Annotated in this window: 10 protein-coding genes; 3 read left to right on the top strand and 7 right to left on the bottom strand. The window is 68.3% G+C overall.

Features of this window, described 5'->3' with window-relative positions; translation table 11 throughout:
* Position 1: 1 nt before the first annotated feature.
* The 7 genes from aepX to X946_RS23035 form a co-directional block, all read right to left on the bottom strand.
* Entirely contained in the window at positions 2–913 is a 912-nt protein-coding gene (gene aepX, locus X946_RS23065; protein WP_038752572.1) for a phosphoenolpyruvate mutase, read from the bottom strand.
* Between the two features lie 618 nt (positions 914–1531).
* Positions 1532–2440: a metal-dependent hydrolase gene (locus X946_RS23060; protein WP_038752706.1), complete on the bottom strand. Its 909-nt coding sequence runs from the start codon at positions 2438–2440 to the stop codon at positions 1532–1534.
* A gap of 36 nt (positions 2441–2476) precedes the next feature.
* Positions 2477–4267, bottom strand: a complete 1791-nt coding sequence (locus X946_RS23055; RefSeq protein ID WP_038752569.1) for an SDR family oxidoreductase — start codon at positions 4265–4267, stop codon at positions 2477–2479.
* Positions 4268–4316: 49 nt separating this feature from the next.
* Entirely contained in the window at positions 4317–5204 is an 888-nt protein-coding gene (locus X946_RS23050; protein ID WP_038752566.1) for a M24 family metallopeptidase, read from the bottom strand.
* A gap of 458 nt (positions 5205–5662) precedes the next feature.
* Positions 5663–6433 carry a slipin family protein gene (locus tag X946_RS23045; RefSeq protein WP_038752564.1) on the bottom strand — a complete coding sequence of 257 codons (771 nt, stop codon included), beginning with the start codon at positions 6431–6433 and terminating at the stop codon, positions 5663–5665.
* Positions 6430–7920, bottom strand: coding sequence for an NfeD family protein (locus tag X946_RS23040; RefSeq protein WP_038752561.1), 1491 nt, complete (start codon positions 7918–7920; stop codon positions 6430–6432). The genes X946_RS23045 and X946_RS23040 overlap by 4 nt, the downstream gene beginning before the upstream one ends.
* 77 nt (positions 7921–7997) lie before the next feature.
* Positions 7998–9062, bottom strand: coding sequence for an AraC family transcriptional regulator (locus X946_RS23035; RefSeq protein ID WP_038752558.1), 1065 nt, complete (start codon positions 9060–9062; stop codon positions 7998–8000).
* A gap of 162 nt (positions 9063–9224) precedes the next feature.
* Here X946_RS23035 and X946_RS23030 point away from each other — a divergent pair, with 162 nt between their 5' ends.
* From X946_RS23030 to X946_RS23020, 3 genes are all read left to right on the top strand, one after another.
* On the top strand, positions 9225–10358 hold the full coding sequence (locus X946_RS23030) for an acyl-CoA dehydrogenase family protein (protein WP_038752556.1): 1134 nt from the start codon (positions 9225–9227) through the stop codon (positions 10356–10358).
* A gap of 109 nt (positions 10359–10467) precedes the next feature.
* A complete protein-coding gene (locus tag X946_RS23025) occupies positions 10468–12171 on the top strand; it encodes an AMP-binding protein (protein WP_038752554.1) in 1704 nt (567 codons plus the stop codon).
* 78 nt (positions 12172–12249) lie between these two features.
* Complete coding sequence (locus X946_RS23020) at positions 12250–13779, top strand: CoA-acylating methylmalonate-semialdehyde dehydrogenase (RefSeq protein WP_038752551.1); 1530 nt, start codon at positions 12250–12252, stop codon at positions 13777–13779.
* Positions 13780–13783 lie beyond the last annotated feature (4 nt).

The following is a 13783-nucleotide window of genomic DNA, read 5'->3' as shown; positions in this document are numbered from 1 at the left end:
GTCAGGCGGTTCCCGGAATGAGCTTCAGGATTTCATTGACAGGCAGGCAGCGCTCCTCGATTTCGAGCGTGCGGCCGTGCGCGAGGATGCCTTCCGCGACCGCCAGCATCGCCGGATAAGCGGCGCGCAACAGATGATTCGCGTAGATGACGACGCTGAAGTGCCGCGCGAGCTCGCCGAACGAGATCGCATTGAAGCTCGTCGGAACGCAGACGAGATACGCGTCGTGGCCGAGCGCGCGAAACCGCTGCGCGAATTCGACGACTTCGTCCGCGTCCTTCTTCCGGCTGTGGATCATGATGCCGTCGGCGCCGGCTTCGCAGTAGGCGGCCGCGCGTTCGAGCGCGTCCGGCATGCCCTTGTCGAGAATCAGGCTTTCGACGCGGGCGATGATCTGAAAATCGTCGGTGATCTGCGCCGCTTTGCCGACGCGAATCTTTTCGCAGAAGTCGTCGATCGATTCCTGGTGTTGAATCACGTCGTTGCCGAGCAGCGAATTTTTCTTCAACCCCGTTTTGTCTTCGATAATCACCGCCGACACGCCGGATCGTTCCAGAGACTGGACATTCAGCGCGAAGTGTTCGGGCTTGCCGCCCGTGTCGCCGTCGATGATGAGCGGCTTGGTCGTGACATCGAAAATGTGCTGGACGTTCGGCAGCCGGCTCGCGATGTCCAGGATCTCGATGTCGGGTCGGCCACGCAGCGTCGAGTCGGTCAGCGAGCTCGACCAGAAGCCGTCGAACTCGGATTGCGTGGCACCGTCCGCCACGTAAACCTTCTCGCTGATCATTGCGGAAATCGGACTGTGGCTTTCGATGAAGCGCAGCGCGCGGCCGGCCGCCAGTTTGTCCCGAAATGATCGACGTCTTTGTTCGTTGGTAATCGGCGCGCTTATTAATTCTCTTATCGGCACGATTTGCTCCTTGTAAATGAAGCAATTTAATAATTTAAGTTCGGGGTCATTGTTATTGTTTATGAAGATTGGATGACAATGTCAAACCGGCTTCCGTGAAATAAAGTCACGCGTGCGTGCCGCGAATGTACGGATCGACGGAGACGGCAACAAGCGGCGCGTTCATTCCGTTTTCGGCATCGGCGGCATGGGGCTCGGCGCGCACAGGCGTTTTCCAGGTGTGCCGGGATGGCGCGGGGCGAATGGATCGAAAGGCGGCGCGGCGCGGCACGGCGCGGCGAGCGCGAGGTGCCGAGGTTGTCCAATGGCGCAGGTTCCGGTGGCATGCGCGGCGACTGCGGGCGGCGGCCGCGGCGCGACACGAATCGAGCAAGGTGGGTACGTGCGTCGTTCGATGCGCCGGAAGGCTCAAAGGCTCAAAGGCGAGAAGGCGAGAAGGCGAGAAGTACGGCAAGCCGGCGAAGCGCGACGACCCGGCCAGGCGGTGATGCGAGCGGCCGAGACGCCGCTGAACTGAAGCGACGAGTGCTGCGCCGGCGAAGCGGACGACACGCGGGCACACAAAGTGAATTGAATCGGGCCCCGCGCGTGCTCGCACGGTGCCCGTCCGCCGTCGCGTCAGGGCGCTGCCTTCCCCGTTCCCCAGTTGCCGCCGTGCGCGGCGGCCTGCGCCGCTGGCGAGCGCGCGAGATATGCGAGCGCGACCTCGGTGGAGCCTTCGCCGTGCGGCGTGTAGCTCGGCCGGTAATAGCGCAGCGCCGCGCCGATCGTCTTCCAGAACGACGGCAGATGGCCGCGGCGCGACCCGCGCCACCACGACAGCACGAAGCCCGGATAGCGGCCGGTGCTCGGATCGCGCTCGTACATGTACTTCGCGCCCGACGTGATGAAGTAGAGCAGCACCAGGATCACGAACGTCATGTGGACCGCGCGCTCGACATAGTGGCCGCCGAGATGCTGGTAAATGTCGAACGCCACGGCCCGGTGCTCGACTTCCTCCGCACCGTGCCAGCGCAGCAGATCGACGACCGTCGGATCGGCGCGGCCGTCGTCGAGCCCACGCGCGTTCAGCACCCAGTTGCCGAGATAGCCGAAGAAGTGCTCGAGCGATGCGATCACCGCGAGCTGCTGGCGCAGCCAGAAGCGCGTGTGGCCGATCTTCAGGCCGAGCGGGCGTTCGCCCAGTACCTTCGTGAAGAGCCAGTTGATCCGCTGCGTGAACGGTTTGGTGTCGATCCCATGCCGCTCGTAGTAGTGCTTGAGCACGCTGCCGTGCGAGCGCGAATGCACGGCTTCCTGACGCAGGAAGCCGTCGGCGTCCGCGTGCAGCGCCGGATCGGTGATGAGGGGCAGCGCCTTGTTGTACACGCGGCAGAACCACAGCTCGCCTTCCGGGAACAGCAGGTTCAGCGTGTTGATGATGTGCGTGCTTTCGGGATCGCCTTCGATCCACTGGATCGGTGTCTTGGCGAAATCGAATTTGACGTGGCGCGCTTTAATCAGGTAGTGATTTTCCGGGGCATTCATCGATGTCTCCTCCAACGGTCGGGGCGGCTTCGCCGCTCAATGCGACGCCATGCTGATGCGGGCGATCATCCGGCCGAGCCACGGCGTGAAGCGCCCGACGAAACGCATCGCGTGCGCCTCCGCGCCGATCGCGACGACCGCCTTGTTCTGCAGCACGCCGTCGACCATCGCCTTCGCGACCGTCTCCGGCTTCAGGCCGCGCATCTGATAAAGCTTCGTCGCGCGCTTGCGCAGCCGCGCTTCGTCCTGCGCGCTCTTCGCGCCCGCGTACTGGGTCGACGCCATGATGCCGGTCTCGGCGAAGCCGGGGCACACGGCCGTCACGCCGATGCCGTGATCCGCGAGCTCGGCGCGCATGCATTCGCTGAGCATCAGCACCGCGGCCTTTGTCGTTGCGTAGGCGGGCAGGTCGCGCGACGGGCCGAACGCGGCCGCCGACGCCGTGTTGAGGATGTGGCCGCCCGCGCCGCGCGCGGCCATCTGCTTCGCGAACAGGCGCGAGCCGTGGATCACGCCCCACAGGTTCACGCGCAGGATGCGCTCCCAGTGCGCGGCCGACGTGTCGAGAATGCCGCCCGCCATGCCGATGCCCGCGTTGTTGACGACGATGTCCGCGCCGCCCAGCTCGTCGCCGACCCAGTTCGCGAGCGCTTCCATGTCGTCGGCCGAGCCGACGTCGACGCGCCGCACGTGCGCCTCGACGCCGAGCAGGCGCACGAGGAGCGCGGTGCGCTCGGCCGCCTGCTCGTCGATGTCGACGGCGACGATCGACGCGCCTTGCTTCGCGAATTCGACGGCCGCGCAGCGGCCGATGCCGCTGCCCGCGCCCGTGATCACGACGCGTTTGCCGACGAACGGCCCGGTGCCGCTCGCGCGGCGCGCAAGCGCGAGCGCGGGCGGCTCCGCGCCCGTCTCGACCGCTTCGATCAGCTCCTGCGCGAGCGCGGCGAAGCGTTCGGGTTCGGACATCGGCAGCCAGTGCCGCTCGGCCACTTCGCGGCGGTAATAGGCCGGCACCCAGCGCGCGATGTCGGCCGACAGCGCGGGGCTCACGAACTTGTCGCGCAGCGGCACGACGACCTGCACGGGCGCGTGCGCGTAGCGCTCGCGCGGCGCGAACACGCGGCGGATGAAGTTCGCGCGATAGAGGCGCACGCCGTTCACGCCGTCCTCGGTCTGCGTCGGGCGCGGGCCGACGTCGGTGCGCTCGAGCCGGCGCATCAGCGAAGGCCACGCGCGGCCGAGCCACAGACGCCAATTGAGCTCGGGGATGAACGGCAGATGGAACAGATACACGTACCACGAGCGCACGAGCTGGCCGCCGAGACGCTTGATCGATGCGGGCGACGGACGCGCGAGCTGCTGGCGCAGCCAGTAGCCGACGTGGTCGAGATTCGGCCCGGAGCACGACGTGTACGACAGGATGCGCCCCGCGAGCCGCGGCTCGGTGACGAACTCCCAGCCCTGAATCGAGCCCCAGTCGTGGCCTATCACGTGGACCGCGCGCTTCGGCGCGAGCGCGTCGATCACCGCGACGAAATCGTCGACGAGCCGCTCGAGCCGGTAGTCGGCCGTGCGCGCGGGTTTCGTCGACAGGCCCGCGCCGCGCACGTCGTACGCGATCACGTAGTAAGACTTCGCAAGCAGCGGCGCGACGCGGTGCCAGACGCTGCTGCTGTCGGGGTAGCCGTGCACGAGCACGACGGCGGGACGCGACGCGTCGCCCCAGGTCTTCGCGGCGAGCGTGACGTCGCCGGCCGGAACGGCGGTTTCGGCGTGAACCGATTCGAACAGCGCGAGCGGCGCTTCGTCGGAAAGAGGCTGCATCGTGATGTCTTGTCTTGTTGTCGGAAAGGAGGGCGCGCGGCGAATCCGGTCACGCGGCCTGTTCTTGCGCAAGCTGCTTGCTCGCCTCGCGCGCGTGCCAGCGGCGCACGTGCGGCAGGTCGTCGTCGAGCCAGTACGCGTCGTCGTCGGTGATGACGAGCAACTCCTCGAATTTCGCGCCGACGCCGGCGAAGCCGAGATGCGGCTCGACCGCCCAGAGGCCGGGCGTCGGCGCGTGATCGGAGCGCGCGTCGATCGACCACAGCGGCGACCAGCCCTGTTCCTTGCCCGCGCGCGTTTGCTCGAGCAGCAGGTTGCGCGTCGAGTTGAGGCCGAAGCGCGCGACGAAACGCGGCTTCGACAGCTTGTGCAGCTTCGCGACGCGATGCGCGAGCACCTTGAACGGATACGCCTTGTGGCGCGGCTCGACGCCCTGGCGGCGGCACAGCGCGTCGACTTCCTGCGCGACTTCGGCGAGCGTGCGGCGCTCCTTGACGAGCTTCACGATCATCTCGCGGTGCGCGATCAGGTCGTCCTGCAGTTGCTCGAGGACCGGGTTGTGGCCGAGACAGGTTGCGTAGCCGACGTCGGCGACGATTCCGTCGACGACGGGCGCGACGTCGAGGATCACCGGCATGTCGGGCTCGAGCGTGCGGTTGCTCGGGAAGAATGCGAGGTTGAAGCCGCCCAGGTGCTTCAGTCCCGAGAAGCCCTCGAACGCGGTGCGATCGCCGAACCACGCGAACGGCTTGTGCAGCCAGTCGTGCACGCCGTGGTCCTGCGCCCATTCGATCATCAGCTTCGCAGCCTGCTTCTCGGTGATGCCGGGGTACAGCATGTCGCCGACCGTCTCGACGCAGCGGTACGCGAGCTGCTGGACGGAGCGGAACTGGTCCAGCTCTTCGATATGGATTTCCGGCAGCGGATGCTCGGCCATGGCGTCGTCTCCCTTTCTTCGTCGTTCTGAACGGCGATGCCGGCCGCGGATGCGTGCCGTCATTGCGCTGCGTCAGCAAATGTGACATTGATCAATGTAAGGATCTTATAGCAACTGACCGCGCGCGAGCGTGCGTTTGTGATGAGTACTTCTCCTAATTCGTCGGCGAAAAGCGCGGCGGCGCGGCGTGGGCCGCTACGGGGTGAAATGGGCGTCGAAACGGAAGTTGAAATGGGGAGCGATCTGCCGGACGAACGGCCGGCGAGTGAGCGGTCGGGCCGGCGGGCGGCCGAATCATCGAATCATCGAGCCGGCGGATCGGACGATCGGCGGATGGCGGATGGGCAGACGGCAGACAGCGGACAGCGGACAGCGGACGGCGGACGGCGCGGCCGACGGCGGACGCCAGGCGGCGAACGGCGGGCCGCGACGGGGCAGCCCGCGACGGGCACAACGGATTACCGCGGTGCGCCGCCGAAGCGTTCAAGCACCGAACTGAGCAGGTCGATCGGCAACGGAAAGACGATCGTCGAGTTCTTGTCGGCGGCGATCGTCGTGAGCGTCTGCAGATAACGCAGCTGCATCGCCTGCGGCTGCAGCGCGAGCCGCTGCGCGGCCTTCAGCAACTGCTCGGACGCCTGCAGCTCGCCTTCCGCGTGGATCACCTTCGCGCGCCGCTCGCGCTCGGCCTCGGCCTGCCGCGCGATCGCGCGGATCATCGTCTCGTTCAGGTCGACGTGCTTGATCTCCACCACCGATACCTTGATCCCCCACGCGTCCGTCTGCGCGTCGAGCGTCTTCTGGATGTCGGCGTTCAATTGCTCGCGCTCGGCGAGGAGCGCGTCGAGCTCGTGCTTGCCGAGCACGGAGCGCAGCGTCGTCTGCGCGAGCTGGCTCGTCGCGTCGAAGTAGCGCTGAACCTGGATCACCGCCTTTTCCGGATCGACGACGCGGAAATACACGACAGCGCTCACCTTCACCGACACGTTGTCGCGCGTGATCACGTCTTGCGCGGGCACGTCGAACACGACGGTGCGCAGGTCGATCCGCACCACTTGCTGGACGACCGGGATGATCAGCACGAGGCCCGGCCCCTTGACCTTCCAGAAGCGCCCGAGCAGGAACACGACGCCGCGCTCGTATTCCCGGAAGATGCGGATCGCCGACGCGATCACGAACAGCGCGAATACGAACAGCAGGCTGCTGAAGCCGAACGTGAAGCCCATCATGATTGTTCTCCTTGTGGTGGGGCGGTGTTGTCGTACAGCGGGGCGACGGTCAGCGTGAGGCCGTTGCGGCCCGTCACGCGCACGCGGCGGCCGGCTGCGATCGGCGTCGCGCTCGCGACGCGCCAGCGCTCGCCGTGCACGCGCGCCCAGCCGGCCGCGGACGGCGCGAGCGGTGCGGCCGGATCGGCGCTCGGGCCGATTTCGGGCGGCTGATCGGGGACGAGCCCGTCGTCGAGCACTTCGCCGACGCTGCCGACGATCGCCTCCGCGCCCGTGACGACGGGCCGCCGCCGCGCGCGCAGCGCGAAGCCCGACACGCCGAACACGAGGATCGCGCCCGAGGCCGCCAGCGAGACGATCACGGGCCACGGCACGCCGTAGCCGGGCACGTCGGTGTCGATCAGCATCAGCGCGCCGATCGCGAACGCGACGATGCCGCCGACGCCGAGCGTGCCGAAAGTCGGCAGGAATGCCTCGGCGATCAGGAACGCGATGCCGAGCATCACGAGCGCGAGGCCCGCGTAGTTGATCGGCAGCAATTGCAGCGCGAACAGGCCGACGAGCAGGCTGATCGCGCCCGCGACGCCCGGCAGCACGAAGCCCGGATTCGCGAATTCGAAGAAGATTCCGTACATCCCCAGCGTGACGAGCACGAGCGCGACGCTCGGATCGGCGATCGTCGCGAGCAGGCGGCTGCGCCAGTCGGGCTCGATCGTCTCGATCGGCGCCTGCGCGGTGTCGAGCCGGTGCGTGCCCGTCGCGGTGACGATCTTGCGGCCGTCGAGCTTCGCGGCGAGATCGGCCGGATCGTTCGCGATCAGGTCGACGACGTGCTGCGCGAGCGCGTCGTTCGCGGGCAGGCTCACCGCTTCGCGCACCGCGCGCTCCGCCCATTCGACGTTGCGGCCTCGCAGTTGCGCGAGACTGCGGATGTATGCGGCCGCGTCGTGCAGCGCCTTGCGGGATTCGGTCGACTCGGCGTCGGTCGCGGCCGCGCCGGATGCGGCGCCGGGCTCGCGCCGCGCGGCGGGCGGCGCCGGGCCGCCGACGCCGAACTGCACGGGCGACGCCGCGCCGAGATTCGTGCCGGGCGCCATCGCCGCGATGTGGCTCGCATAGACGATGTAGGTGCCGGCGCTCGCCGCGCGCGCGCCGCCCGGCGCGACGAACGCGGCGACGGGCACGCCCGAGCCGACGATCGCCTTGATGATCTGCCGCATCGACGTGTCGAGGCCGCCCGGCGTGTCGAGCTGGAGGATCGCGAGCTGCGCGTGTTCGCGCGCGGCTCGCTCGAGGCCGCGGACGATGAAGTCGGCGCTCGCGGGCCCGATCGCGCCCGTGACCGGAATCACGACGACGGGCTCGCGCGTCGCGGCGGCGGCCGCGCAGGCGAGCAGCAGGCCGACCAGCACGGCCGCGCGCGCGAGCCGCGCGGGAAGCCTGCCGTGCCTGGGCGGCGGGCGCGGCGAAGGGTGGGGCGTTTGCATCGCGGTGTCGGCCGGCGGCGCGCGGCCGCATGGTGCGGCGCCGCAGCCGGGCCGTGAGAAGGGCGTGCGCCCGGTGTTTAAAGAGTAGGCGGTTTCCGGCGAAAGCGCGAAGCGGCGGCGCGCGCGGCGAGTGCGGCGTCGCGGTAGTCGGCGGGGCTCATTCCGCGCCACTTGCGGAACGCGCGGTAGAACGCGCTCGGCTCGGCGAAGCCCGCCGCCGCCGCGACGTCGGCGACGGTGCGGGCCGGATCGGCGAGCGCCTCGCACGCGAGATCGCGGCGCAGCGCGTCCTTGATCGACTGATACGAAAGGCCCTCCTGCTTCAGCTTGCGCCGCAGCGTCGCCTCGGCGACGTGCAGCCGCGCGGCGAGCGCGTGCGAGGTCGGCCACGCGGCGGGCGGCAGCCCGCGCAGCGTCGCGCGCACGCGCTCGCCGAACGCGTGCGGATTGCGATACTTCACGATGAAGCTCGCGGGCGCGTCGCGCAGGAACGGCTTCAGCGTCTTCGCCGTCTGCACGACGGGCAGCGCGGCGAACGCCGGATCGAAATCGACGTACGAATCGGACTGATCGAAGCGCATGTCGTCGCAGAACATCAGCTGATATTCGTGGACGGCGAGCGGCTCGCCGCACCGAAAGCTCGCGTGCAGCAGCGGAATGCGCCGCCCGATCAGCCAGCACGTGAGCCCGTAGACGATGATGAAATAGGTTGCGTACGCGAACATCGCCGGCGCGTTCGCGTTGTTGCGATGCACGAAACGCAGCCGCACGCGCTCGGCGTTCGCGTCGATCTCGGCGTGCAGATCGTCGAGCACGCAGTGCATGAAGTTGACCGCACGCGCGAGCGCGCGCAGCCCGTTGTGCGCGGAGAGCGCCGCCTGGCTCATCGCGATGAAGCTGCCGCAGCGCATCGGATGCGAATCCTGGCCGAAGAACTCGTCGTCGAGCGCGCGCGCGATCGCGTTCCACAGCGCGCCGTATTGCCGCGCGGACACGCGCGCGTTCGGCTGCGCGAGCAGCGCGGCGGCAATGCCCGCCTGCGCGAGGAGCGGCGCGTCGTCGACGCCGCGCCGGCGCGACAGCGCGAGGCTCGACTCGACGAGCGCGATCGAAACGGTGCCTTTCTTCTCTTCGTGCTTCATCGCAGGGCGTGCCGTGGCGCGGTATGGCAAAAACGATCAGTGTAATTGAGCGAAGCGAGCATCGAACAGAATCCGCGCGTTGCCTACACTTGACTTATCGAGACAAAACGAACGAGGCGCGCCGCGCGACGACGCGGCTGGCCGCCCGGGAGACACACAGCAATGGACGATCTCTACACCGAAGATCAACGGATGATCCTCGACGCCGCGCGCGCCTTCTCCGCCGAGGCGCTCGCGCCGAACGCCGCGCAGTGGGACCGCGAATCGCATCTGCCCGACGAGGTCGTCGCGCAGATGGGCGAGCTCGGCTTTCTCGGCATGATCGTGCCCGCCGACTGGGGCGGATCGTACACCGACTACGTCGCCTATGCGCTCGCGCTCGAAGAGATCGCGGCCGGCTGCGCGTCGTGCGCGACGCTCGTGAGCGTGCACAACTCGGTTGGCTGCGGGCCGGTGCTGAATTACGGCACGCAGGAGCAGAAAGAGCGCTGGCTGCGCGATCTCGCGACCGGCAAGACGATCGGCGCGTTCAGCCTCACCGAGCCGCACGCGGGTTCCGAGGCGCACAACCTGCGCACGCGCGCGGAGCTGCGCGACGGCAAGTGGATACTGAACGGCAGCAAGCAGTTCGTCACGAACGGCGCGCGCGCGGGCCTCACGATCGTTTTTGCCATGACCGATCCGGACGAAGGCAAGCGCGGGCTGTCCGCATTCGTCGTGCCGGCCGACACGCCGGGCTTCATCGTCGGCAAGCCCGAGAAGAAGATGGGCATCCGCGCGTCGGACACCTGCGCGATCACGCTCGAGAACTGCGCAATTCCGCAGGAGAATCTGCTCGGCAAGCGCGGCGAGGGGCTGAAGATCGCGCTGTCGAATCTCGAGGGCGGGCGCATCGGCATCGCCGCGCAGGCGATCGGCATCGCGCGCGCCGCGTTCGATCGCGCGCGCCGCTATGCGCGCGAGCGGGTCCAGTTCGGCAAGCCGATCGCCGAGCATCAGGCGATCGCCGAGAAGCTCGCGAACATGGCGACGCAGATCAACGCCGCGCGCCTTCTCACGCATCACGCGGCGCGGCTGCGCACGGCGGGCCTGCCGTGCCTGTCCGAAGCGTCGCAGGCGAAGCTCTTCGCGTCCGAGATGGCCGAGGCGGTGTGCTCGGACGCGATCCAGATCCACGGCGGCTACGGTTTCCTCGTCGACTACGAGGTCGAGCGCCATTACCGCGATGCGCGGATCACGCAGATCTACGAGGGGACCAGCGAAGTGCAAAGAATGGTGATCGCGCGGCAGCTCTGAGCGCCGCCGCGCGAATCACCGCGAAGAGGCACTCGCGCAACATGGATGGCTTTGCATGGGATCGGAGTAAGCGCCAAAGCGCCGACTCCGATCGACAGGAGACGACACGATGACGGCACAGGCGTTTCTCGACGCACGCGATTTCCTGCTGCGCCACCGCACCGACTACGAGAGCGCATATCGCGATTTCAAGTGGCCGGCGCTCGACGAATTCAACTGGGCGCTCGACTACTTCGACGCGATCGCGCGCGGCAACGACCGCCCGGCGCTGTGGATCGTCGACGCCGCGACGGGCGACGGCGCGCAGTACACGTTCGCGCAGATGTCGGAGCGCTCCGCGCGGATCGCGAACTGGCTGCGCGGCATCGGCGTTGCGCGCGGCGAGCGCATTCTGCTGATGCTGCCGAACCGCGTCGAGCTGTGGGACACGATGCTCGCGGCGATGAAGCTCGGCGCGGTGGTGCTGCCCGCGACGACGCAGCTGTCCGCCGACGACGTGCGCGAGCGCGTGCAGATCGGCGGCGCGCGCTATGCGATCGTCGACGAGAACGAAGCCGCGAAGTTCGAGCAGCCGGGGCTTGACGTGACGAAGATCGTCGCGGGCGCGCCGCGCGCGGGGTGGCTTCCGCTCGCCGACGGCTACGCGGCCCCCGCGGACTTCACGCCCGACGGGCGCACGCACGCGAGCGATCCGATGCTGCTGTATTTCACGTCGGGCACGACGTCGAAGCCGAAGCTCGTCGAGCACACGCACCGCACGTATCCGGTCGGCAGCCTGTCGACGATGTACTGGGTCGGCCTGCAGCCGGGCGACGTCCACTGGAACATCAGCTCGCCCGGCTGGGCGAAGCACGCGTGGAGCTGCTTCTACGCGCCGTGGAACGCGCAGGCGTGCGTGTTCGCGTTCAACTATGCGCGCTTCGAGCCGAAGGTCGTGCTCGATGCGCTCGTCAAATATCAGGTGACGACGATGTGCGCGCCGCCGACCGTCTGGCGGATGCTCGTCCAGCAGCCGCTCGCGACGTTCGCGGTGAAGCTGCGCGAGATCGTCGGCGCGGGCGAGCCGCTCAATCCGGAGATCATCGAGCGCGTGAAGAAGGCGTGGGGCGTGACGATTCGCGACGGCTACGGGCAGACCGAAACCACCTGCCTCATCGGCAACTCGCCGGGGCAGCCGGTCGTGCCGGGCGCGATGGGCCGGCCGATGCCGGGCTACGCGATCGCGCTGCTCGATCCGGACGGCGCCCCCGCGAGCGAAGGCGAGGTCGCGCTGCCGGTGGGCCCGGGCGTCGAGCGTCCGGTCGGCCTGATGAAGGGCTACGCGAACAATCCGGAGGCGACCGCGCACGCGATGCGCGACGGCCACTACCGCACGTCCGACGTCGCGCTGCGCCGCGACGACGGCTACTTCGTCTACGTCGGCCGCGCGGACGACGTGTTCAAGTCGTCCGATTACCGGCTGAGCCCGTTCGAGCTCGAAAGCGTGCTGATCGAGCACGAGGCGATCGCCGAGGCGGCCGTCGTGCCGAGCCCGGACCCGGTGAGGCTGTCGGTGCCGAAGACGTTCATCACGCTGCGCGCGGGCTACGAGCCGAGCGAGGCGCTCGCGCGCGACATCTTCCGCTTCTCGCGCGAGCGGCTCGCGCCGTACAAGCGGATTCGGAGGTTGCAGTTCGCCGAGCTGCCGAAGACGATCTCCGGCAAGATCCGACGCGTCGAATTGCGCCGCCTCGAGCTGGAGCGCGGCGGCGACGCGTCGAGCCGGATGCCCGGCGAGTATTGGGAAGAGGATTTCGCGGCCGAGGGCAAGTGACGCCCGTCATGCCGCTTCGCATCAACCGGCCGGCGGCGCGCGCGACGCGCCGCCGGCCATAGCCAGGAGAATCTCACGATGAACGCAACTCCGTCGTCCCAGAAGGGACATCACGTGCCGACTGTGAAGCTGTTGATCGCCGGCGAATTCGTCGAATCCCACGCGACCGAGTGGCGCGACATCGTCAATCCGGCGACGCAGGAGCTGCTTGCGCGCGTGCCGTTCGCGACGGCCGCCGAAGTCGACGCGGCCGTCGAGGCAGCGCAGGCCGCGTTCGCGAAGTGGAAGAACACGCCGCTTTCCGCGCGGATGCGGATCATGCTGAAGTTCCAGGAGCTCGTGCGCGCGAACCTGCCGCAGATCGCGAAGACGTTGACGGCCGAGCAGGGCAAGACGCTGCCCGACGCCGAAGGCGACGTGTTTCGCGGCCTCGAGGTCGTCGAGCACGCATGCTCGGTCGGCTCGCTGCAATTGGGCGAATTCGCCGAGAACGTCGCGGGCGGCGTGGACACCTACTCGCTGCGCCAGCCGCTCGGCGTGTGCGTCGGCATCACGCCGTTCAACTTCCCGGCGATGATTCCGCTGTGGATGTTCCCGATGGCGATCGTCTGCGGCAATACGTTCGTGCTGAAGCCTTCCGAGCAGGACCCGCTGTCGACGATGCAGCTCGTCGAGCTCGCGATCGAGGCGGGCGTGCCGAAGGGCGTGCTCAACGTCGTGCACGGCGGCAAGGAAGTCGTCGACGCGCTGTGCACCCATCCGCTCGTGAAGGCGATCTCGTTCGTCGGCTCGACGGCCGTCGGCACGCACGTGTACCGGCTCGGCAGCGAGCACGGCAAGCGCGTGCAGTCGATGATGGGCGCGAAGAACCACGCGGTGATCCTGCCCGACGCGAACCGCGAGCAGACGGTCAACGCGCTCGTCGGCGCGGCGTTCGGCGCGGCGGGCCAGCGCTGCATGGCGACGTCGGTCGCGGTGCTCGTCGGCGCGGCGCGCGACTGGCTGCCCGACATCGTCGCGAAGGCGAAGACGCTGAAGGTCAACGCGGGCGCGGAAGCCGGCACCGACGTCGGCCCCGTCGTATCGCGCGCGGCGAAGCAGCGGATTCTCGGCCTCATCGAAACCGGCGAGAAGGAAGGCGCGACGCTCGCGCTCGACGGCCGAGAAGTGAGCGTCGACGGCTATCCGCACGGCAACTTCATCGGCCCGACGGTCTTCGCCGACGTGACGCCGGAGATGTCGATCTACACGCACGAGATCTTCGGCCCGGTGCTGTGCGTGATGTCGGTCGACACGCTCGACGAGGCGATCGCGCTCGTCAACGCGAATCCGTTCGGCAACGGCGTGGGCCTCTTCACGCAAAGCGGCGCGGCGGCGCGCAAGTTCCAGAGCGACATCGACATCGGCCAGGTCGGCATCAACATTCCGATTCCGGTGCCGGTGCCGTTCTTCAGCTTCACGGGCTCGCGCGGCTCGAAGCTCGGCGATCTCGGGCCGTACGGCAAGCAGGTCGTGCAGTTCTACACGCAGACGAAGACCGTCACCGCGCGCTGGTTCGACGACGACGCGACGGCGGGCGCCGTCAACACGACGATTCGCTTGCACTGATCGG

Origin of the sequence: Burkholderia sp. ABCPW 111 (genome assembly GCF_000773065.1) — a bacterium.
Taxonomy (GTDB): Bacteria; Pseudomonadota; Gammaproteobacteria; order Burkholderiales; family Burkholderiaceae; genus Burkholderia; species Burkholderia savannae.
The sequence above is the reverse complement of the archived record's forward strand: the minus strand, read 5'-3'. Positions and strand labels throughout refer to the sequence as shown.